Source organism: Caballeronia sp. EK (assembly GCF_014384845.1).
Lineage (GTDB): Bacteria > Pseudomonadota > Gammaproteobacteria > Burkholderiales > Burkholderiaceae > Caballeronia > Caballeronia jiangsuensis.
The window spans coordinates 267,951-290,378 of record NZ_JACSUE010000009.1 but is presented as its reverse complement, the minus strand read 5'-3'; the positions used below and the strand labels follow the sequence as shown (position 1 = coordinate 290,378).

At 64.1% G+C, this 22,428-nt stretch carries 20 protein-coding genes and 1 tRNA gene; 11 read left to right on the top strand and 10 right to left on the bottom strand.

Annotated elements, in window-relative coordinates:
• Positions 1–41: 41 nt before the first annotated feature.
• Positions 42–1,115, top strand: coding sequence for a YheT family hydrolase (locus tag IAG25_RS27245; RefSeq protein ID WP_187607590.1), 1,074 nt, complete (start codon positions 42–44; stop codon positions 1,113–1,115).
• A 6-nt stretch (positions 1,116–1,121) separates the two neighbouring features.
• Positions 1,122–1,706, top strand: a complete 585-nt coding sequence (locus IAG25_RS27240) for a DUF2946 family protein (protein WP_187607589.1) — start codon at positions 1,122–1,124, stop codon at positions 1,704–1,706.
• A 1-nt stretch (position 1,707) separates the two neighbouring features.
• Here the strand turns inward: IAG25_RS27240 and IAG25_RS27235 are convergent, their stop codons facing one another.
• Positions 1,708–3,711 carry a M48 family metalloprotease gene (locus tag IAG25_RS27235; protein WP_187607588.1) on the bottom strand — a complete coding sequence of 668 codons (2,004 nt, stop codon included), beginning with the start codon at positions 3,709–3,711 and terminating at the stop codon, positions 1,708–1,710.
• A 178-nt stretch (positions 3,712–3,889) separates the two neighbouring features.
• On the opposite strand from IAG25_RS27235, the gene moaC reads away from it, so the two are divergent.
• Positions 3,890–4,387 carry a cyclic pyranopterin monophosphate synthase MoaC gene (gene moaC, locus IAG25_RS27230; RefSeq protein WP_187607587.1) on the top strand — a complete coding sequence of 166 codons (498 nt, stop codon included), beginning with the start codon at positions 3,890–3,892 and terminating at the stop codon, positions 4,385–4,387.
• A 6-nt stretch (positions 4,388–4,393) separates the two neighbouring features.
• On the opposite strand, the gene IAG25_RS27225 is transcribed toward moaC, so the two are convergent.
• The 8 genes from IAG25_RS27225 to recA all read right to left on the bottom strand — a co-directional run bounded on the left by IAG25_RS27225 (position 4,394) and on the right by recA (position 13,020).
• Entirely contained in the window at positions 4,394–6,199 is a 1,806-nt protein-coding gene (locus IAG25_RS27225; protein ID WP_187607586.1) for a PglL family O-oligosaccharyltransferase, read from the bottom strand.
• 177 nt (positions 6,200–6,376) lie between these two features.
• Complete coding sequence (locus IAG25_RS27220) at positions 6,377–6,970, bottom strand: pilin (protein ID WP_187607585.1); 594 nt, start codon at positions 6,968–6,970, stop codon at positions 6,377–6,379.
• A gap of 125 nt (positions 6,971–7,095) precedes the next feature.
• Complete coding sequence (locus IAG25_RS27215) at positions 7,096–7,806, bottom strand: TerC family protein (protein ID WP_187607584.1); 711 nt, start codon at positions 7,804–7,806, stop codon at positions 7,096–7,098.
• A 110-nt stretch (positions 7,807–7,916) separates the two neighbouring features.
• Complete coding sequence (gene sucD, locus IAG25_RS27210; protein WP_035497975.1) at positions 7,917–8,798, bottom strand: succinate--CoA ligase subunit alpha; 882 nt, start codon at positions 8,796–8,798, stop codon at positions 7,917–7,919.
• A 101-nt stretch (positions 8,799–8,899) separates the two neighbouring features.
• On the bottom strand, positions 8,900–10,081 hold the full coding sequence (gene sucC / locus IAG25_RS27205) for an ADP-forming succinate--CoA ligase subunit beta (protein WP_309243970.1): 1,182 nt from the start codon (positions 10,079–10,081) through the stop codon (positions 8,900–8,902).
• 93 nt (positions 10,082–10,174) lie between these two features.
• Positions 10,175–10,828: a DUF2889 domain-containing protein gene (locus IAG25_RS27200; protein ID WP_187607582.1), complete on the bottom strand. Its 654-nt coding sequence runs from the start codon at positions 10,826–10,828 to the stop codon at positions 10,175–10,177.
• 118 nt (positions 10,829–10,946) lie between these two features.
• Positions 10,947–11,930: a recombination regulator RecX gene (gene recX, locus IAG25_RS27195; RefSeq protein WP_187607581.1), complete on the bottom strand. Its 984-nt coding sequence runs from the start codon at positions 11,928–11,930 to the stop codon at positions 10,947–10,949.
• Between the two features lie 19 nt (positions 11,931–11,949).
• Positions 11,950–13,020, bottom strand: a complete 1,071-nt coding sequence (recA, locus tag IAG25_RS27190; RefSeq protein ID WP_035497811.1) for a recombinase RecA — start codon at positions 13,018–13,020, stop codon at positions 11,950–11,952.
• 252 nt (positions 13,021–13,272) lie between these two features.
• On the opposite strand from recA, the gene IAG25_RS27185 reads away from it, so the two are divergent.
• The 7 genes from IAG25_RS27185 to IAG25_RS27155 all read left to right on the top strand — a co-directional run bounded on the left by IAG25_RS27185 (position 13,273) and on the right by IAG25_RS27155 (position 20,643).
• Positions 13,273–14,010, top strand: coding sequence for a response regulator transcription factor (locus tag IAG25_RS27185; protein WP_187607580.1), 738 nt, complete (start codon positions 13,273–13,275; stop codon positions 14,008–14,010).
• Positions 14,011–14,015: 5 nt separating this feature from the next.
• The gene (locus IAG25_RS27180) at positions 14,016–15,599 is read left to right on the top strand and encodes a sensor histidine kinase (RefSeq protein WP_187607579.1); all 1,584 of its coding nucleotides are present in this window, start codon (positions 14,016–14,018) and stop codon (positions 15,597–15,599) included.
• A gap of 232 nt (positions 15,600–15,831) precedes the next feature.
• The gene (locus IAG25_RS27175) at positions 15,832–17,490 is read left to right on the top strand and encodes an MFS transporter (RefSeq protein ID WP_187607578.1); all 1,659 of its coding nucleotides are present in this window, start codon (positions 15,832–15,834) and stop codon (positions 17,488–17,490) included.
• Positions 17,491–17,585: 95 nt separating this feature from the next.
• Positions 17,586–17,662, top strand: a tRNA-Met gene (locus tag IAG25_RS27170).
• A 119-nt stretch (positions 17,663–17,781) separates the two neighbouring features.
• Positions 17,782–18,642 (top strand): MurR/RpiR family transcriptional regulator, encoded by an 861-nt coding sequence (locus tag IAG25_RS27165; protein ID WP_187607577.1) that lies wholly within the window; start codon positions 17,782–17,784, stop codon positions 18,640–18,642.
• Positions 18,643–18,748: 106 nt separating this feature from the next.
• Positions 18,749–20,080 (top strand): aspartate aminotransferase family protein, encoded by a 1,332-nt coding sequence (locus tag IAG25_RS27160; RefSeq protein ID WP_187607576.1) that lies wholly within the window; start codon positions 18,749–18,751, stop codon positions 20,078–20,080.
• Positions 20,081–20,088: 8 nt separating this feature from the next.
• On the top strand, positions 20,089–20,643 hold the full coding sequence (locus IAG25_RS27155) for a carboxymuconolactone decarboxylase family protein (RefSeq protein WP_375336540.1): 555 nt from the start codon (positions 20,089–20,091) through the stop codon (positions 20,641–20,643).
• 6 nt (positions 20,644–20,649) lie between these two features.
• Here the strand turns inward: IAG25_RS27155 and IAG25_RS27150 are convergent, their stop codons facing one another.
• A complete protein-coding gene (locus IAG25_RS27150) occupies positions 20,650–21,555 on the bottom strand; it encodes a glutamate/aspartate ABC transporter substrate-binding protein (RefSeq protein WP_187607574.1) in 906 nt (301 codons plus the stop codon).
• Positions 21,556–21,745: 190 nt separating this feature from the next.
• Between IAG25_RS27150 and IAG25_RS27145 the strand changes: the two genes are divergently transcribed.
• Positions 21,746–22,414, top strand: coding sequence for a glycine zipper 2TM domain-containing protein (locus IAG25_RS27145; protein ID WP_187607573.1), 669 nt, complete (start codon positions 21,746–21,748; stop codon positions 22,412–22,414).
• The last annotated feature ends 14 nt before the right edge of the window (positions 22,415–22,428 follow it).

Genomic DNA, 22,428 nt, shown 5'->3' with positions numbered 1-22,428 from the left:
AGACTTGAAGCGCTGAAGAAGACGTCTGTCGGGGAGGGGCCATGAAGCGCGATCCGTTGTTGAAACACGATTCGTCATTCGTGGACAAAGCGCCTGCCGTAGCACTGAAGGCAACCGCGCGCGTGCCGGGCCTGCCGGGCTCGGATTGGCTCTATAACGCGCCGCGCTGGCTGCCGACGAGCCATGCGCAGACCATCGTTCCTGCTCTGTTCGGCCGCAAGCCTGCCGTGAGTTATCGCCGCGAGCGCTGGAACACGCCCGATGGCGATTTCATCGATCTCGATTTCCTCACGCACGATCCCGGCGACGAACCCGCCGCGAACGCCCCGCTCTTCGTGCTCTTTCACGGCCTCGAAGGCAATTCCGATTCGCACTACGCCCGCACGATGATGGCCGCCGCCCGCGCGCGCGGCTGGCACGGCGTCGTGCCGCATTTTCGCAGTTGCAGCGGCCCGCTCAACCTGCTGCCGCGCTTCTATCATCTTGCCGACAGCGCCGAAGTCGACTGGATCCTGCGTCGGCTCGCGCAATCGCATCCCGGGCCGATCGTCGCGGCGGGCGTATCGCTCGGCGGCAACGTGCTGCTGCACTGGCTGTGCAAAAACGGCAAGGATGCGTCGATCGTCAGTGCCGCCGCGGCCATCTCCGCGCCGCTCGACGTCCACGCGGGCGGCCTCGCGATCTCGCAGGGCTTCGGCATGGTCTACACGCGCAGCTTCCTGAAGTCGCTGAAGAAGAAGGCGCTCGCGAAGCTCGGCCAGTATCCCGGTCTTTACGATCGCGACGCCGTGCTCGCCGCGCGCACGCTATACGAGTTCGACAACGTCGTCACCGCGCCGCTGCACGGCTTTCGCGACACCAATCACTATTGGTCGACGGCGACCATCCGCGCGCATCTGAAGCACATCGAAGTGCCCGCGCTGCTACTGAACGCGCGCAACGATCCGTTCCTGCCCGAGTTCGCGCTGCCGTCGGTGGCCGAAGTGTCGGCGCGCGTCACGCTCGACCAGCCGAATCACGGCGGGCACGTCGGCTTCATGACGGGGCCGTTTCCCGGCCGGATCGACTGGCTGTCGCTGCGGGTGTTCGGCTATCTGGAGAACTTCGTTTCGTGAATCATCATGGATGAAATCGTCAGGCAGGCGCTCGCCAAATGGCCCAACGTTCCGCATTGCACGGGCTGGCTGCTGCTCGACCGGCGCGGCCAGTGGCGCATGCGCGACGACGCCGCGCAGGCAGCCGGCGAACTCGGCACGCCGATCCGGCATGAAGCGCTGCTCGGCTTCATCAATCGCAACTACGAGAGCGATGCCGATGGCCAGTGGTTCTTCCAGAACGGTCCGCAGCGCGTATACGTGGAGCTGGCCTACACGCCGTGGATCGTGCGCCTGCACGCGGCGGACGGCGCATTGCGCCTGACCGATCAGGCCGGCGCGGCGTTCGGGCCTGCGCACGCGTTCATCGACGACGAAGGCGGCATCCTCTTTTCCGATGACGCATCGCCCGCGCGCGTGGCCGCCCTGCACGATCACGATATAGAACTGTTCGCGAATCACGCGTCGCTCGACGATGCGGGCAAGGGCGGCGTGTTCCATTGGCGCGATGGCGTCGATCTGCCCGTGCAGCCGATCGCGCGCGCCGACGTCGCGACGCGCTTCGGTTTCGTCGCGAGTCCCGCCGACCGCGCCGCCGCGAAGAAAGACTGATCTAGCTGTTCTTCTCCAGCTCGCGCTCTTCCTTGTAGCGCGTCTCGAAATCGCGCAGGCGCGCGGAAATCGTCGAGAGATCGTAGAAGCTGGCGGTCTTCACGTCGCGCGCTTCCTTCAGTTGCCGGATCGCGGATGGCCACGCGCCGTCCAGCGCGAACTTCTCGGCCATCGCCTGATGCTGTTGCAGCGGATCGTTGAGACCCGCGCTCGCCTGCGCGAGATAGAACCACCAGTCGGGCCGCGCCGGCTCGGCGCGCGTTTCGCGGCGTGCGAGCGTCTGCGCTTCGGCGAAGCGGCGTGCGGAAAGCAGCGCCTGCAGATGCACGTCGATGGCAGCGTGCGATTCCGGCCAGCGTTTCTGCGCGATGTCCGCGAGACGGATCGCGTCGTCGTTGCGGCCCGCGCGGCGCGCGATGTCGGCCGCGAGCACGTCAAGGCTCGGCGTGCTGCGTAGCGCTGGCGGCGCGGGCTGCGGTTTCTGCGCCGGCGCCGATCGGCCTTCGACGTGAACCGGCGGCAGAGCGATGTCGCTGCTCGCGCGAGACGGCTTCGCTGGCGTCGAATCGGGCTGCGGTGCGTTGCCGAGATTCAGCGCCGCGCGTGCGTTGTTGAGCGGCGTTGCGGTCATCGAAGGGTCCGCGTTGCGCAGCGATTGATCGCCGCCCTTGCGCGACGTCACGGGCGGCGCGGTCGCGACCGTTTCCTGCGATGGCCGCGCGCGATCCTCCTGCCGAACCTGCGCCGATGCCGCCGCCGTGCTCGCCTCCTCGCCCTCGAACAGCTTGCGCGCTTTGGCGAGCGCTTCGCTGGCGGCGTCGTAATTGCCCATCAACGATTGCGCGAGTGCGATCCCATACCAGTTCGACGCCGGGTTGAGCGCCGTCTGATCCTCGATTTCCGATTTGAGCCGGCTCGCGACTTCGCGATAGTCGCTCGCATAATTCACCTGCAGCACGCGCGCGCGGGCGCGCACGAACGCATATTCCGCCGATTGACGCGGCTGACGGTACGGCACGCGCCGCGCGCGGCCTTCCATGTCGGCGATGCGATCGGTCGTGAGCGGATGCGTGCGCACGTAGGGCGGCACGCCGTTATCGGCCATCGAATAGCGGTCGAGGCGCTCGAAGAACGCGACCATCGCGTACGGGTCGTAACCGGCGGCGGCGAGCATCTGGAAGCCGACGCGATCCGCTTCATGCTCGGCCGCCCGCGAGAAGCGCAGTTGATTGTCGACGGCGAACGCCTGGCCGCCCATCGCGATGCCCATGCCCAGATCTCCGCTATGCGCGAGCAGACCCGCGAGCATGCCGGCGACCATCGCGGCGAGCGCCGCGTAGGTGCTCTTTTCCTGCGTGCCGAGCATGCGCGCGATGTGACGCTGAAGCACGTGCCCCATTTCGTGGCCGATCACCGACGCCAGTTCCGACTCGGTCTGCGTTGCGGCGATCAAACCCGTATTCACGCCGATGAAGCCGCCCGGCATCGAGAACGCGTTGATCTGCGAATCGCGCACGGCGAACAGGTCGAAGTCGGGCCGATAGCCGCCGAGATACTGCACGGCCGCGGCGGCGGACAGCTTCGACGAGATCGAATCGAGGTAGTCGCGCAGCAGCCAGTCGTCGAGATAGTCGGGATCGGCGCGCACTTCGCGCATCATCCGCTCCCCGACCTTGCGCTCGGCCTGCGGGGTGAGCGAGCCGCCGGAGCCATCGCCGAGATCCGGAAGTTGCACCGACGAAAGCGGCGCGCGCAGGCCGGACATCGTGCCGGGGCGATTCGCGAAGCGGCTTTCGGCGCCGCCGTAGACGCCGAAAACGCCTTCCGCGACATTGGCCGGCACGTCGCTACCGACATTTTCCTGCGATGACCGCAACTGCGACGCCGCGAGCGTGCCCGTCGCGTTCGCGGAAGGCGAACCCGATTGCGCCAGCGCCGCGGGCGGCACGGCGAGGGCGACGCACAGCAGGAAGATGAGCACGCGGCTCGGACGTGTCGGATGCATGGCGCGAAACGGTCGAAGCGCCGATGGTCGGCTCGAAAACTAAAACGAGCTTATCGTATCAAGTGTTGCGTGTGGGGCGTCTAGCGTCGGCCGTGCGTGGCCGCGGACGGCGCGATGTTTCGTGAAAAACCGCGCGAAATCACGCTGGTATGATAAGCGCCCATTCGAAGGAGACGCTATGTCCGGACTCACCCATTTCGATGCCGCCGGCGAGGCGCACATGGTCGATGTCGGCGCGAAGAACGAAACGCGGCGCGTCGCCGTGGCGCGCGGCTCGATCTCGATGCTCGACGGCACGCTCGCGCTGATCCGCGAAGGCCGCGCGAAGAAAGGCGACGTGCTCGGCGTCGCGCGCATCGCCGCGATTCAGGGCGCGAAACGCACCGCCGATCTGATCCCGCTTTGTCATCCGCTGGCGCTGACGCGCGTCGCGGTGGATTTCACGATCGATGAAGCGCTACCCGGCGTGCATTGTGAAGTGCGCGTGGAGACGGTCGGGCGCACCGGTGTGGAAATGGAAGCGCTGACCGCCGTGCAGGTCGGCTTGCTCACGGTCTACGACATGTGCAAGGCGGTCGATCGCGGAATGACCATCACGAACGTGCGCGTGATGGAGAAGCATGGCGGGAAGTCGGGCGACTGGGTGGCGGCAGATCAAACAGCGCCGGCACCCTGACCTTCCTCACTCCTCGTCGTCTTCCGCCGACGGCACCTGACTCTGCGCCGGCACCCCATACAGCTTCACCAGATCCGCCCTGAAGGGAGCCAGCGACGTGCCGGCTTCATCGACCAGATCGTAGACGGCAGCAAGCTGCTTCGGCCAGTCGTGCAGCTGCATCGCGAAAATCTTCAGGCGCGCCATCGTGTCGAGCGCTTCGGCGCGTTGTCCGGCGAGCGCCTGGAGCACCGCGTACCGGCGCAACACTGTTTCGCCCGGCAACAGCGCGATCGCCTTTCGGTGCGCGGCGAGCTTCTCCTCGACGTTCTGCGCGTTGATCGGCAGCAGCGTCGCCGCGCCGTATTCGCCCCATGCCGTGAAGAGGAACGAAGGATTGTCGCGATACTGCTCCGCGGGCCGGGAGCCGTAATAGAGCACTTCGGCGCGATTGTAATCACGCAGCGTCGGATAAAGCGCCGCCAGCCCGCCGAGCACGAGCACGACATACACGCCATACGACAGCGGACGCGCGACGAGCCGCAGCGGCCGCGTCTCCAGCAGCCCGATGACGAGCATCGCCGGCATCAGAAAGAACATGTACTGCTGCGGATACTCGACGAGCGCATGCATCATCAGCACGCCGAGCAGCGACAGCGCGAAAATGCGCGCCGGCGTCTGCGGCGCGCGCAGCACGCGAATCAGCCAGAACACGATGCCCGCGACGAGAATCGCCATGCCGAGCGCGCCCGTTTTCGCGAGCAGGTCGATGAAGATGTCGTGCGCGTTATTCGCGATCTCCACGCCGCCGAGATCGCGAACGAGATCGAACTGATAACGGGGAAACTCGCCCCAGCCGACGCCCAGCAGCGGATGCGTCTTGAACATCGTCCAGCCGTATTTCCAGAGCGCGAGACGCGGCGCGATCTGACTGGCTTCCTGCATGCGCTCCGCCGCCGATTGCGCAAGACCGAAGTCGTAGCGCACGTTCGCCCAGCGCACCGCCGCGTTCACGGCGAAGAAGACGATTGCAAGCAGCACCGGAACGATCCACGCGCGCACATCGCGCCGGCCCGGCCCGTCGAAACCTTCCGACGCGACCGGACGCCCGATCACGAAGGCCATCCAGAATCCGGCGACGACGATCACGGCTGTCTGCAGCCACGGCCCGCGCGATACCGTGAGCGCGAGACCGAGCGAGTAGACCGCCGACAGAATCAGCCACAGCACGATCGGGAGCCGCCGCGCCTGCACGAAATACAGCGCCCCCGCCAGCGCGAACGCGATCACGGTCGCGAGGTGATTCGCCTGCGCCATGTTGCCGAAGGGACGGCGTTCGACCATCACGTTGTACGCGACCACGAACGGCGTGAACTTCACTTCGAGATGCAGCAACTGCACGATCTGGCAGAAGACCGCGAACAGTCCGCCGACCATCAACGCAGCCGCGCCGATTCTCAGCGCCTTCTCCGCGAGCCCCGCCCGCACGAGTCCGAAGCCCGTATGCACCGCGACGAACGACGCGAGCAGATACGCGCCGCCGAGCCAGTTCATCGATGGCTGAGCGACCGGCAACAGCAGCGTCTGCGCGACGAGCAGTACGCCGAACGCGAGCGGCATCAGCGCGACGACCGGCGACGCGAACGGCACTTTGGGCTCGGACACGCGCACGAGCAGCGCGACCGTCGCGCCGAGCGCCAGATAGAGCGCGAGCGCGCTGTATTCGGCGTAGAAAGTCGGAATCGGATACGTGTGGTTGACGACCGCGAAGGGAATCGTCAACGCAAGACACAAAACGGCAAAGCAGAGAAAGCGTGCGTATTGGGAAGGCATAGGGACAGGGAACGTCGGCAACCGGCGCACTATACAAAACTTTGCCCCCGCTGTCCGTCGAACGGCCGGAATTGCTACGAAATCGCTGCTTTTCGCGCAAAAACGACGCTGCATCGACGCGGCGGCGCCGTAAACCTGCCGCCGCGCTTTCCCGTACGTCGCGATCTTTCGCACCGCTTACGCGCGGCATTCCGGCGGGGCAAGGTTCGCGCGGAGCGTCGCCGCTTGCGCAGGCAATGGGCCGGCGCCCGGCGCGGGCAGCGACGAATCCGTTTTCGCCGCCGCGAAGCATTCCCATGTCACCGATCCCGCTTGCACGACGCCTCGGCTGAGCGCGACGCGCGCGGTCGGCGTATCGGCGTTATCGGGTGTCGAAGGGACAAGCACGAGCGTGTTCGAACCCTCGGGCGCGACGCGCGTCGTGTAGGCGATCGTGATCTGCCCGGTGTCGCTGTCGACGTGAATCGACTCGACGTTGCGCGTGCCCGGCGGCGACGCAAAGCCGCCCGCGAGATCCGCGCCGCTCGCCGCGTTCTCCGCGACCCCGAGCCGCGCCGCGGCCGCGAGCGTAATGCCCTCGCCCACGCGACTTCGCGCCAGATAATCCTGATACGCGGGTATCGCATACGCCGCGACCACACCGACGATCGCAAGCACGATCATCAGTTCGATCAGCGTGAAGCCGCGCGTCTGCACTTCTTCCGCGCGTCGCCCGAACCACCATGCGCGCCGTTCGCGCGGCGCGTCCAAATCACAAGCCATCGTCGTCATTGCTGCTCCAGGAAATCAAAAAGCGCCCTGCCGCGAGATGCGATCAGGACGCTTCGATCGTATTGAGAGAGCGTAACGAGCAACAGTCGGCCGAACGGCCTAAGAGATTTCGTGCACGCGAGCGCTCAGCCGGCCGCGCGATTGCCCTCGGCGAGCGCGCGACGTTTGAGCAGCCAGCCCAGCGCGACGACCAGGAACGCCCCGGCGACGCGCGCCGCATATCCGGCGAACTCGGTATTGAGTGCGGGCCATCGGTCGATGAACGGATCGTCGATGATGAGTCCGCCCGCGATCCATCCGAGCAGTCCCGCGCCGACCAGCACGACCGCTGGAAAACGGTCGAGCAGCTTCAGCACCAGCGTGCTGCCCCACACGATGAGCGGAATGCTCACGATCAGCCCGAAGATCACCAATGCGAGCCGATGACGCGGATCGGCGGCTTCGGCCGCGCCGGCGATCGCGATCACGTTGTCGAGGCTCATGACGGCATCGGCGACGATGATCGTCTTCACCGCCGCCCACAGACGGTCCGATGCGTTGATCTCGTGTTCGTCGTGATCCGGCTGCATCAGCTTCACGCCGATCCACAAAAGCAGCATGCCGCCCACGAACTTGAGGAACGGAATGTCGAGCAGCATCACGGCGAACGCGATCAGCACGACACGCAGGATGATTGCGCCGAGCGTACCGAGCACGATGCCTCGCGTGCGCTGCTGATCCGGGAGATTACGGCACGCGAGCGCGATCACGACGGCGTTGTCGCCGCCGAGCAGGATGTCGATCACGATGATCTGGACGACCGCGCCCCAGTGAAGCGTCGAAAAGAATTCAAACATGAGGCAGAAATAAAAAAGCGAGGAAGCAATGCTCCCTCGCTTTTTGTTGGCTTATATACGAAAGGAATCAGTAAGAGTACCAAACCCTCGCGTAATTTGCCCGCTCGATGTCAGAGAACCGACTTCAGCAGACGCGCCATCTCCGACGGATTCTTCGTGACCTTGATGCCGCACGCGTCCATGATTTCGAGCTTGGCGTCCGCCGTGTCCGCACCGCCCGAGATCAGCGCGCCAGCGTGGCCCATGCGCTTGCCCGGGGGCGCCGTCACGCCCGCGATGAAGCCGACGACCGGCTTCTTCATGTTGTCCTTGATCCAGTAAGCGGCGTTCGCTTCGTCCGGACCGCCGATCTCGCCGATCATGATGACGGCGTCCGTGTCCGGATCGTCGTTGAACATCTTCATCACGTCGATGTGCTTGAGACCGTTGATCGGATCGCCGCCGATACCCACCGCCGACGACTGGCCGAGGCCGAGCGCCGTCAGCTGGCCGACCGCTTCATACGTCAGCGTGCCCGAGCGCGACACCACGCCGATGCGGCCTTTCTTGTGGATGTGGCCCGGCATGATGCCGATCTTCAGCTCGTCCGGCGTGATCGTGCCGGGGCAGTTCGGTCCGAGCAGCAGCGTCTTGCGGTTTTCGCGGCGCATGCGGTCCTTGATTTCGAGCATGTCGCGAACCGGAATGCCTTCCGTGATGCAGATCGCGAGGTCGAGATCGGCCTCGACGGCTTCCCAGATCGCGGCGGCTGCGCCCGCGGGCGGCACGTAAATCACCGAAACGGTCGCGCCGGTTTCGGCCTTCGCTTCCTTGACGGACGCGTAGATGGGAATGCCTTCGAAGTCTTCGCCGGCCTTCTTCGGGTTCACGCCCGCGACGTACGCTTCACGGCCGTTCGCGTATTCGCGGCACGCGCGCGTGTGGAACTGGCCGGTCTTGCCGGTGATGCCCTGCGTGATGACCTTCGTGTCTTTGTTGATCAGAATCGACATGTAGTGACCTCTGTTCGTTTGGCGTCGCCAAAGCTCGCGCTCGGCGACCGCCATTCGTATCTGGTGGAACGCTCTCTTAGGCTCGGTAAGCGAAACCGCGCTTACTTGCCTTCGGCTGCCGCGACGACCTTCTGCGCGGCTTCTTCCATGCTGTCCGCCGAGATGATCGGCAGGCCCGAGTCGGCCAGCATCTTCTTGCCGAGGTCTTCGTTCGTGCCCTTCATGCGCACGACGAGCGGCACCTTCAGGTCCACGGCCTTCGACGCCACGATCACGCCTTCCGCGATCACGTCGCAGCGCATGATGCCGCCGAAGATGTTCACGAGAATGGCCTTGAGGTTCGGATTCTTCAGCATCAGCTTGAACGCTTCGGTCACCTTCTCGGTCGTCGCGCCGCCGCCGACGTCGAGGAAGTTGGCCGGCTCGCCGCCGAACAGCTTGATGGTGTCCATCGTCGCCATCGCGAGGCCCGCGCCGTTCACGAGACAGCCGATGTTGCCGTCGAGCGAGATATACGCGAGGTCGAACTTCGACGCTTCGACTTCCGCCGGATCTTCTTCGTCCAGATCGCGGTAAGCGACGATTTCCGGGTGACGGAAGAGCGCGTTCGAATCGAAGTTGAACTTCGCGTCGAGCGCGATGACCTTGCCTTCGCCGGTCAGGATCAGCGGGTTGATTTCCGCGAGCGACGCGTCGGTTTCGTAGAACGCCTTGTACAGACCTTGCAGGATCGCGCGCGCTTGCGGAATCGATGCGTCCGGAATGCCGATCTTGCGTGCGAGGTCATCGGCGTCTGCGTCTTGCAGACCGGTCGACGGCTCGACGGCGAACTTGTGCAGCAGTTCGGGCGTCTTTTCCGCGACTTCTTCGATGTCCATGCCGCCTTCGCTCGACGCCATCACGACGACTTTCTGCGAAACGCGGTCGAGCACGAGGCCGACGTACAGTTCCTTCTTGATGTCCGCGCCTTCTTCGATCAGCAGGCGATTCACCTTCTGGCCTTCGGCGCCGGTCTGGTGCGTGATGAGCTGCATGCCGAGGATCTGGTTCGCGTATTCGCGGACCTGTTCGATCGACTTCGCGACCTTCACGCCGCCGCCCTTACCGCGGCCGCCGGCGTGAATCTGCGCCTTGACGACCCAAACCGGGCCGCCCAGCTCTTCCGCGGCCTTGACCGCATCATCCACCGAGAACACGGGTTTGCCGCGCGGGACCGCGACGCCGAATTTCCGCAGGATTTCCTTACCCTGGTACTCGTGAATCTTCATGCGTGATTCCTTCAGTCTGAGAGTTGGAGTGAACTTCTATGTGCTTGAACCGCTTTTTTTTCGATTCTTGTTTGAATTCCATGCGTGCGCGCAAGCGCTGCCTGCGCGCTACGAGGCGGACTTTGTCTCCGGCCTGTCCTGTACCTTTGTGCCGGTGTCCGTTTGACCGGCGGGTGCGTGGCCGAACCAGCGCGGGTAATACTCTTTGACCGCGGGGCCGTCGAAACGCAACGCGTGACACCGGCCGAGCTGAAACGGCGGCTCGTCCTGCGGTGCGGTCGTGGAGGGATTGGCGGCGTCGGATTGATTGAACGGATTGCCGTCTTCGATCTTCCAGACGTCGCCGGCGAATGCCTGAATGGCCGCGGTCGGCAAGACGCCGCACAGTTCGGTGAGATGCGTGCAGCCGGCCGCGCCGCGCAAGAGCCTGTTGGCTTCGCGGCGAAAACTTTGGAGCAGATTGAGCCCGATGAGCTTGCGATAGACCGGATTGGACTCGGCGCACAGAGCGCCATAGGGCGACCAGTCCGACGATGCTTCGACGTCGACGATGGTGAGCTTGCGGTCGATGGTGATGCGCAGCCAGAGTTCATGGATCGGCAGGCCGTGTGGCCGGACGCCCGTGGCGAGGCGAAAGTCGCGCGGCTTCTCATCGGTTAGACAGGCTTCGATATCCCAGAGGCCGTCGTCACGCTCGAACGCTTCCAGCCTAATCGCGCGACGGTGGCGCAATTGTCGGGGAGCGGGAGGCGAGAGAGGCATGCTGGAAGTGAGCCGGTACGGGGGAAACCGTGGAATTTTAGCATATTGGGTATTTGGAGCCGGACATGCGTTCCACGAATGAAACGTGCGTGCGGTTTCGGCTGAGACAGGCCGACATTCAGTCGTCGACGATCTCTTCGCTCCAGTCCTCGTCGCCGCCCTTCAGTATCTTCCCGATGGTGCCACTCGAAAAGCCGCGCGCGGCCAGAAAGCGCGCCTGCTTCGCACGTTCGGCAGGCGTCTCGGGCCGCACGCCGTACTTCTTCTCCCACACGGCCTGGGCGCGCGCGGTTTCGGATTGCGCGAGTTTGTCAGCGGTTTCACTGATGAGCTCATCGCCGACGGCATGGCGCTTCAACTCGCTGATGATCCTGCTGCCACCCATACGCGACGCCCGCCGATGCACGACGCTCTCGACAAAGCGCTCGTTCGACAGCCAGCCATCGCGTTCGAGGCTGTCGAGCAGCGATTCGAGCAAATCGGCTTCGTCAACGTACGGGCGCAGCTTGCGCGACAACTCCGCCCGACTGTATTCGCGCCGCGAGAGAAACGCGAGCGCACGCCCTTTCAGCGAGCGCTGCGGGCGTTTGGGATTGTTGGCTTCGCTCGCCGAAGGCTTTCGGGTGCGTTGACTGGAGCGGCTGTAGACTGGTTTCGCCGATTCGCCACCTGCCTGCTCGGCAGGCGCGCATTGCTCGAAGGGCTCGAAAGGATCGGCGTCTTCGAACGGGTCCGTGAAGGGGGTGAGATCGGGTTCTGAGGGTTTGCTTGCGGGCGTGGCGGCCAGCGGCGCGCTATCAACGGGACGTGCCTTCGGCTGCTCGGTCGCCTGCTTCAGCAACGCGCGTGCTTGCTCGAGACGCGCGGCGCGATCGCTCGCATCCTCGCTTTTTTCGCCGTCGTTCACGGGCTCAAAAACGCGACGCGCCGACGCGAATGACTTCGCGTCGGCGCGCTGCTTGTTACTGCGTTTGAAGCCGCTCGACTTCGACGATGCACCACGCCGCTCGCTGCTTCGTTCGTAGCGATCGGCAGAGTCGGAACCGCTCTCGGTTCCGTCATCCGCCATGTCAGCCTTCGATCCGAACCGACGCTTCTGCATCGTCCTTCAAGCCTGATGCTTACTCGTCGTCGGCCGTTGCAGCGCCTGCGACAGCAGCCTCGCCCAGCGCGGCGACACCCAGCGATGCGCGGATCTTGTTCTCGATCTCGCGTGCGATGTCCGGATTCTCGCGCAGGAATTCACGCGCGTTGTCCTTGCCCTGACCGATGCGGTCGCCGTTGTAGCTGTACCAGGCGCCGGCCTTGTCGACCAGCTTCGCCTGCACGCCGAGATCGATGATTTCGCCCTGACGCGAGATGCCTTCGCCGTACAGGATGTCGAAGATGGCTTCGCGGAACGGCGGCGACACCTTGTTCTTCACGACCTTCACGCGCGTCTCGTTGCCGATGACTTCGTCGTTCTTCTTGATCGAGCCGATACGGCGGATATCCAGACGCACCGACGAATAGAACTTGAGCGCATTACCGCCCGTGGTGGTTTCCGGGTTGCCGAACATCACGCCGATCTTCATGCGAATCTGGTTGATGAAGATCACGAGGCAGTTCGTGCGCTTGATCGTACCGGTGAGCTTGCGCAGCGCCTGCGACATCAGACGCGCTTGCAGACCCGGCAGCGAATCGCCCATTTCGCCTTCGATTTCCGCCTTCGGCACGAGCGCCGCGACCGAGTCGATGACGATCATGTCGATGGAGCCGGAGCGCACCAGCGCATCCGCGATTTCCAGCGCCTGCTCGCCCGTGTCCGGCTGCGAGATCAGCAGATCCTGCGCGTTCACGCCGAGCTTTTGCGCGTATTGCACGTCGAGCGCGTGTTCTGCGTCGATGAACGCCGCCGTGCCGCCGAGCTTCTGCATCTCCGCGATCACTTGCAGCGTGAGCGTGGTCTTGCCCGAGGACTCCGGACCGTAGATTTCCACGACACGGCCGCGCGGCAAGCCGCCGACGCCGAGCGCGATGTCCAGTCCGAGCGAACCGGTGGAAACCACCTGAATGTCTTCGACCGCCTCACCTGCGCCGAGCCGCATGATCGACCCTTTGCCGAATTGCTTTTCGATCTGCGAGAGCGCGGCGGCCAGGGCCTTGCTCTTTTCCGCAGTCATTCCAGCCGGGCCTTTCTTGCTTTCTTCCATGAATCGTCCTTTGCTATGATGAACGGCGTCTGAGGCAGTGTTCACGGGCTTTTCCGTTGCTCGATCGAGCATACGAAACCACGCTTCACACTCACGCAGACACTGTATAAAAAAACAGTAGTTTTTGCAAGCATGCAACCGCGTGGCGCAGCTTTTTTTCCACGCCGCGCGAGACGCGCTAAAACTACGAAACACCTGGAGACCGCCGCGCCGGGCGACAAACGGTGCCGGCAATATAAGGCGCACACGACGATGCGAATCCTCATTGCCGAAGACGACAGCATACTCGCGGACGGCCTCGTCCGATCACTCCGCCAATCGGGATACGCCGTCGACCATGTGAAGCATGGCGTCGAGGCGGACACCGCGCTTTCCCTGCAGACTTTCGACCTGCTGATACTCGATCTCGGCCTGCCGCTCATGCCCGGCCTCGAAGTCCTGCGCCGCCTGCGCGCGCGCAACTCGCAGATGCCCGTGCTGATCCTGACCGCCGCCGACAGCGTCGATGAACGCGTCAAAGGCCTCGATCTCGGCGCGGATGACTATATGGCCAAACCCTTCGCGCTGAACGAGCTCGAAGCACGCGTGCGGGCGCTCACACGGCGCGGCGCGGGCGGCGGCCCGACGGTCGTCAAGCACGGCTCGCTTTCCTTCGATCAGGTCGGGCGGATTGCGACGATCGGCGATCAGGTCATCGATCTGTCCGCGCGCGAGCTCGGCGTGCTCGAAGTGCTGTTGCAAAGAACCGGCCGGCTCGTGTCGAAGGAACAGCTCGTCAATCATCTGTGCGAATGGGGCGAGGAAGTCAGCAATAACGCGATCGAGGTCTACGTGCACCGGTTGCGCAAAAAGATCGAGCCGAGCGGCGCGAAGATCATCACGGTACGCGGCCTGGGTTACACGCTGGAGAAAGCGGGCGTCACGGCGCCCGGCACGAACGGCGCGGGCCCGCAACCGTCGGGCGTCGCCGCCGGCCAACACTATAAGTAGCCTGCATGGCGTCGCCCGCTTCCACCGAATCGCCCGAGTCGAAGAACCACGCGAAGACGAGCGCCGACGATTCCGACGCCCAGCGCGACGCGCGCTATGCCAACCCTTTCGCGCCGCCCGACGAACTCGAGCCCGACGACGAGACGCATCCGCGCTCGCTCTTCGGCGAGATTCTCGACTGGATGCTCGCGCCGCTGCTGCTGCTCTGGCCGATGAGCATCGCGGTAACGTATCTCGTCGCGAAGTCGATCGCGAACGGGCCGTTCGACCGCGCGCTCGAAGCCGACGCCTACGTGCTCGCGCGCCAGATTCAGCCGGTCAACGGCGTCGCCGAATTGCGGCTTCCGGACGCGACGCGCGATTTCCTGCGCGCCGACAACGTCGACAGCGTGTTCTTTCAGGTGCTCGGCACGCGCGGCGAGCTGGTCGGCGGCGACCGCGACATGCCCTTGCCGCACGACGACGATCGTCCGCAGCCGGGCATCGTCGAGTTTCGCGACGATGTGCTGCGCGGCAACGACATCCGCGTCGCGTATACGACCGTCGATCTGCCCGGCCTCGCGCCCGGCCGCGATCCGGACAGCGCGCAACCGGTGCTCGTGCAGGTGGCCGAGACGCTCGACAAGCGCAGCCAGCTCGCCAACGACATCATCAAGGGCGTGATCCTGCCGCAGTTCGTGATCCTGCCGCTCGCGATCATCCTCGTATGGTTCGGGCTGTCGCGCGGGCTCGCGCCGCTGCATGCGCTGCAGTCGAACATCCGCGCGCGCCGCCCCGACGATCTCTCGCCGCTCCAGGCGGGCAGCGCGCCGCCGGAGATCGCGCCGCTCGTCGCGTCGTTCAACGATCTGCTCACGCGCCTCGAACAGAACATGGAGTTCCAGAAACGCTTCATCGCCGATGCCGCGCATCAGATGAAGACGCCGCTCGCGGGCCTGCGCATGCAGGCGGAACTGGCGATGCGCCAGGATGTATCGACGGAAGTGCAGCACTCGCTCGAACAGATCGCGATGAGTTCCGAGCATGCCGCGCGCCTCGTGACGCAACTGCTCGCGCTCGCTCGCGCCGAGAATCGTGCGACGGGGCAGATATTCACGCCCATCGTGCTGACCGATCTCGCGCGGCTCGCCGTGCGCGACTGGGTTCAGGCCGCGCTCGCGAAGCGCATGGACCTCGGTTATGAAGAGCCGCCGTTTCCGGTCGAAGTGGAAGGCAACGTCGTGATGTTGCGGGAGATGTTGTCGAACCTGATCGACAACGCGATCCGCTACACGCCGGCGGGCGGGCGCATCACCGTGCGCGTGCGGACCGACGATAACGATCTCGATCTCGTGCATCTCGAAGTGGAAGACACGGGCCTCGGCATTCCGGCGGCGGAGCGCACGCGCGTGGTCGAACGCTTCTATCGCATACTCGGGCGCGAGGGCGATGGCAGCGGACTCGGCCTTGCGATCGTCAAGGAGATCGCGACGATGCACGGCGGCTCGCTCGCCATCGAGGATCATGTGTATCAGGACAGCCCGAGACTCGCCGGAACCCTTGTACGGGTCAGCCTCCAGCGGGTTTTTCCTGCCCGGGACAAACCCTGAGCGTAAGTCTCGCGCAGCGGTTTTGCTCGCGCGAGAAGAACGAGATTAAAAGAATTTAAACGATCGTTCGAAACACATGCCCGCCAATTCCGCGAACATCCCTGTTATAGCCTCGATGTTGCCCGTTAGTCACCGCGTCAGAACGCCGTAAGTTTTCGTTCCAATAATCTTTGCACCGGAGCCGCCTAGTCGCGGACCGATGTATTCGAAAATTCAAATCAGGAGACGATACATGGCTACGGTTGAGGGGCGCGTGTCACACGCACCGATGACGGCGGAGGAGAAGAAAGTCATCTTCGCCTCGTCGCTCGGCACGGTGTTCGAATGGTATGACTTCTATCTGGCGGGCTCGCTCGCCGTCTATATCAGCAAGACCTTCTTCTCGGGCGTCAATCCGACGGCCGGCTTCATCTTCACCTTGCTGGGCTTCGCCGCGGGCTTCGCGGTGCGTCCGTTCGGCGCGATCGTGTTCGGCCGGCTCGGCGATATGGTCGGGCGCAAGTACACGTTCCTCGTGACCATCGTGATCATGGGTCTGTCGACGTTCCTGATCGGCTTCCTGCCGGGATACGCGACGATCGGCATCGCGGCGCCGGTCATCTTCATCGCGATGCGGCTGTTGCAAGGTCTCGCGCTCGGCGGAGAGTACGGCGGCGCGGCGACATACGTCGCGGAGCACGCGCCTTCGAACAAGCGCGGCGCGTGGACGGCGTGGATCCAGACCACCGCGACGCTCGGCCTGTTCATCTCGCTGATCGTGATTCTCGCGGTGCGCACGATCATGGGCGAAGAACAGTTCGGCGCGTGGGGCTGGCGCATTCCGTTCCTCGTGTCGATCCTGCTGCTCGCCGTGTCCGTTTGGATTCGCATGAAGCTGCACGAGTCGCCGGTGTTCGAGCGCATCAAGGCGGAAGGCAAGACCTCGAAGGCGCCGCTCACGGAAGCATTCGGCGAGTGGAAGAACCTGAAGATCGTGCTGCTCGCGCTCTTCGGTCTGACGGCGGGCCAGGCGGTCGTGTGGTACACGGGCCAGTTCTATTCGCTGTTCTTCCTGACGCAGACGCTGAAGGTCGATGGCACCAGCGCGAACATCATGGTCGCCGTGGCGCTGCTGATCGGCACGCCGTTCTTCGTGTTCTTCGGTTCGCTGTCGGACCGCATCGGGCGCAAGCCGATCATCATGGCGGGCTGTCTGATCGCCGCGTTGAGCTTCTTCCCGCTCTTCAAGGCGCTCGCTCACTACACGAATCCGACGCTCGAAGCCGCGACGCAGAAGTCGCCGATCGTCGTGATCGCCAATCCGGACGAGTGCTCGTTCCAGTTCAATCCGGTGGGCACGGCGAAGTTCACGAGCTCCTGCGATATCGCGAAGAGCGCGCTGTCGAAGGCGGGTCTGAACTATGAGAACGTGGCGGCGCCGGCGGGCACGCAGGCGCAGATCAAGGTCGGCGAGACGGTGGTGAACACGTACGACGGCAAGGCCGCCGACGCCAAGGTTCAAGGCGCGGCCTTCGACAAGACGCTCGCAGGCACGCTGAAGAGCGCGGGCTATCCGGCGAAAGCCGATCCGGCGCTGATCAACTGGCCGATGGCGATCGTGGTGCTGACGATCCTCGTGATCTTCGTGACGATGGTGTACGGGCCGATCGCGGCGATGCTGGTCGAGATGTTCCCGGCGCGGATCCGCTATACGTCGATGTCGCTGCCGTATCACATCGGCAATGGCTGGTTCGGCGGCTTCCTGCCTGCGACGGCCTTCGCGATCGTCGCGGCCAGGGGCGATATCTACTCCGGCTTGTGGTATCCGATTGTGATCGCGCTGGCGACGTTCGTGATCGGCATGCTGTTCGTGAAGGACACGCGCAAGTCGAATGTCTATCACGAGGATTGATGCGGGCTTCGCCTGCCCTTCCACGCGGTTCTTAAGAATTCGCGTGGAAGGGGTTGACAGCCTGTACGACGCTCGCCATAATCTCGTCTTCTTTCGGCGAATTAGCTCAGTCGGTTAGAGCGACGGAATCATAATCCGCAGGTCCGGGGTTCGAGTCCCTGATTCGCCACCAGCTTCAAGAAAAAGCCTCTGTCCCACAAGGACAGCGGCTTTTTGCTTTCTTCCTCACGCGCGCGTTCCCCATCCCCCTCATGCTTAAATAGCGCATCCGCTTCCTCAAGCATCTAGAACGTGCCCACCTTCGACCAACTCGCCGCGACCATCCGCGATCGTTTCCCCGACCTGAGCCCGCAATTCCAGGCCGGCGCCGCGTTTCTTCTCGACTATCCCGACGAGGTCGCCGTCCTCTCGATGCGCAAGGTCGCCGAACGCGCGAAGGTCCAACCCGCCGCGATGGTCCGCCTGTCGCAACAGCTCGGCTTTCCCGGCTGGAACGAACTCCGCGAAATCTTCGTGAGCCGAGTCCGCACGCGTCCCGAACCGCTGACGACGCGCGCCCGCTCGCTCGTAAAAAGCGGCGCCGACAATCACCTGAGCCGCGATCTCGCGCAAGCGCAATCGCACAACCTCGATCTCACGCTCGCGCAAAACGCCGAGAGCGTCGTCGATGCGGCGAAGACGCTGAAGAAAGCGCCGCATGTCCACGTCGCGGGCTTTCGTTCGTGTTATCCCGTCGCGTTCAGCCTGCTCTACGGCTATCGCCTGTTCCGCCCGTCAGTGAGCCTCGTCAGCGGCGAAGCCGGCACGCTCGAAATGCAGTTGCGCGGCATCGAAAAGCGGCACGCCGTGGTCGTCGTGAGCTTCGCGCCGTATTCCGTCGAAGCCGTGCGCGTCGCGCAGGCGGCGATCGAGCGCGGCGCGAAACTCATCGCGCTCACGGACAGCGCCGTGTCGCCCATCGCGTTGAATGCGGATCACACGCTGATCTTCTCGCACGAATCGCCGTCGTTCTTTCCGTCGCTCGTCGCGGCGTCGGCGCTGGCGGAAATGCTCGTCGCGCATCTGCTCGCGCTCGAAGGCAAGGATGCAGTCGCCAATCTGGAGCAGGCCGAAGCCGCGCTGCACTCGCAAGGCGCGTACGCGGCAAGCTGACCGGGCGCGCAACACGTTGCCGATGCACGCACACTTGACAACAAATGTTGTTGAAGCGTTAAAATCACACATCGCGTGTTGCGAGCGCATTCAAAAGGCAGGGATCATGTCCACGGTATTTCATCGCGCGCCGCGCGCCAAGCTTCCCGTCGCGGTTCGTGGCGACGGCATCGAGATCGTCGATTCGACGGGCAAGCGCTATATCGACGCATGCGGCGGCGCGGCCGTCTCGTGTCTCGGTCACAGTCATCCGCGCGTGATCGATGCGATCCAGCGCCAGGTGCAGCAATTGCCCTACGCGCACACGTCGTTCTTCACGACGGAACCCGCCGAAGCGCTCGCGGACCTGCTCGTCGAAGCCGCGCCGAAGAATCTCGGTCACGTCTATTTCGTGTCGGGCGGTTCGGAAGCAATGGAAGCCGCGCTCAAACTCGCGCGCCAGTATTTCGTCGAGAAAGGCCAGTCCGAACGGCGGCATTTCATCGCCCGGCGGCAGAGCTATCACGGCAACACGCTCGGCGCGCTCGCCATCGGCGGCAACGCATGGCGTCGCGAGCCGTTCCTGCCGATCCTGATCGAGGCGCATCACGTCACGCCCTGCTTCGCGTATCGCGAGCAACGAGCGGACGAAACCGACGAAGTCTTCGCGCAACGCCTCGCCGACGAGCTCGAAGCGAAGATTCTCGAACTCGGCGCGGAATCGGTGGCGGCGTTCGTCGCGGAAACGGTCGTCGGTGCGACGGCGGGCGCGGTGCCGCCGGTGCGCGAGTACTTCCGCAAGATCCGCGCGGTCTGCGATAAGTACGGCGTGCTGCTGATCCTGGACGAAGTGATGTCCGGCATGGGCCGCACCGGTTATCTGTTCGCGTGCGAGGAAGACGGCGTATCGCCCGATATTCTCGCGATCGCGAAGGGGCTCGGCGCGGGCTATCAGCCGATCGGCGCGACGCTCGTCAGCAACGAGATATTCGACACCATCGTCGGTGGCTCGGGCTTCTTTCAGCACGGGCACACGTATATCGGACACGCGACGGCGTGCGCGGCGGCGCTCGAAGTGCAACACGTCATCGCCGAAGACAAACTGCTCGACAACGTGAAGGCGCGCGGCGAGCAGTTGCGCGCAGCATTGCGCCAGCGTCAGGAGAATCACCCGTTCATCGGCGATGTGCGCGGGCGCGGACTCTTCACCGGCGTCGAACTGGTGCGGGATCGCGAGAGCAGGACGCCGTTCGACCCCAAGCACAAGCTGCACGCCGTGATCAAGAGCGAGGCGATGAAGCGCGGCCTCATGGTCTATCCGATGGGCGGCACCGTCGATGGCCGCATCGGCGATCATGTGCTCATCGCGCCGCCGTTCATCACGACGGGCGAACAGATCGAGACGATCGTCGAGCGTCTCTCCGATGCAATCGACGGCGCGCTTTCCGCTATCGCATAAGAATGATCATGAGCAAACGACTTCCCGACTTCAATCCCGCCACCGCATCCGACGAACAAAAGGCTGTGCTGCAGGACATCCTGAGCGGCCCGCGCGGCAATCTCAACGGCCCCTTTCTCGGCTGGATCTTCAGCCCCGAACTCGCGCAGAACGCGCAGAAACTCGGCGCATTCTGTCGCTACAAAACGGGCCTGCCGCTGCGGCTTTCCGAACTCGCGATTCTCGTGACCGCGGCGCGCTGGCGCTCGCAGGCGGAATGGCACATCCATCATCCGATCGCGCTCGATGCCGGCCTCCCCGCCGATATCGCCGAAGCTCTGCGCTGCGGCCAGACGCCCGCTTTCACCGATGCCGACGACAAACTCATCTTCGATTTCGCGACCGAACTCTACGAAACGAAGCGCGTGAGCGATGCGACCTACGACGCCGCCGTCGCGCGCTTCGGTCATACGGTCGTCGTGAATCTCGTCGGCTTGCTGGGCTATTACGCGCTCGTCGCGATGACGCTCAATACCTTCGGCATGCGCGCCGAAGGGCAGACCGATCTGCCCTTCAACGAATAAGCATCGTTACTCGAACGCCTTGTCGTTCGGCTCGGCGTAGAGCTTCTGCATCGTCTCGCTCATCGGAAAGTCGAAGTTGATGTTCTTCGGCGGGACGGGCTTCATGAACCACTTGTCGTACATCGCTTTGATCTCGGGGCCCTTCATCACCTGGCTCATCGCGTCATCGACGAGCTTTTTGAATTCCGGATCATCCTTGCGCATCATGAAGCCGTACGCCTCCGACGACTGCGGCGTGCCGACGAGCACCCAGTCCGACGGCTTCGCGGTCAGCGAGCGCGTGCCCGCGAGCAGCACGTCGTCCATCATGTAGGCGACCGCGCGGCCGGTTTCGAGCGTCGCGCGTCCCTCGCCGTAGTCCTTCGCGCTGATGATGCTCATGTTCATCTTCTTCTCTTCGTTCATCTTGCGAAGAATGCGCTCGGACGTCGTGCCCTGATTCGTCACGACGGTCTTGCCCGCGAGATCGGGAAAATCCTTGATGCCCGAATCCTTCTTCGTGAGCAGGCGCGTCGTCGCGACGAAGAACGTGTCGGAAAACGCGACCTGATTCTGCCGCGACACGAGATTGGTCGTCACGCCGCATTCGAGATCGACCGTGCCGTTCTGCACGAGCGAGATGCGGTTCTGCGACGTCACCGGGATGAAGCGCACGCGTAAATCAGGGTGCTTCGTTTTCGCCTTGACCGCATCGATCACCTTGTTGCACAAGTCCTGCGAAAAGCCGACGACGTTGTTGTTCGCATCGACATAAGAGAACGGCACCGACGTTTCGCGATGGCCGATCGCGATCAGGTTGACGCTCTGAATCTTCGCGAGCGTCGGCTGCCCGTCCTGGCCGTAGCTCGCGCCCGTGACGAGCGATAGCGCGGCGAACGCGACAGACGATGCGAGCAGCGGCGTGGATTTCATGACGACCTCGTTCCTTGTGAAGTGATACATATGTTGCCATTAACAAAATTACTGCAACATATGTATTCGCCCTAAGCCGATTCGAAACCGTGCGCGCTGCGACGTTTGCTTACAAATGTCACAGCAATCGCGTGCACCGCCTGCGTCGGTCGGCGTTATAGCTGGCAGGCACCCACAGGAGTCGCTTGCCATGAACGCCGTTCCCGAGATTCAAACGAAGCCGTCCCGCATTCATCCGCTCGTCGCGGCAGCCGCCGTGTCGATCATCCTCGCGTGCGGCACCGGCGTCGCGGCGATGACAGGCCTCCTGCCGTCGTCGAAGGCGACCGCCACGACGGTCACGGCCTCGCCGCTCGTCGATGCCCAGACGGCCAAGGCCGTGCCTGTCACGCAGGCTTCGCCGGCCGCGGCTCAGCAACCTGCGTCGTTGCCGCGCGCCGTGCGCGGACATCATCCGACGCCGGTGCACAGGCCCCCGCCGGTTCAGGAAAACACGTCCTACACGCCGAATCCCGCGCCCGCCTACGACCCGTATGCCGGCGAAGTAACCGCCGTCAACGCCGTGCAGGCCGCGCAGCCGACGACCGGCATCGGCGCGATCGGCGGCGCGGTGGTCGGCGGGCTCGCGGGCACGCAGATCGGCAATGGCCGCGGACGCACGGCGGCGACGATCATCGGCGCGATCGGCGGCGGCCTGGCCGGGAACCAGATCGAACACGTGGTTCACAAGTCGACGACCTATCAGGTGCAGGTCCGCATGAACGACGGCAGCGTGCGCAGCTTCAACTACGAAGCCGCGCCGGGCGTGGCGGTCGGCCAAAAGGTGCACGTGTCCGGCGAAACGCTGACGCCCGCCTGAGCGAGCGGTCGCGC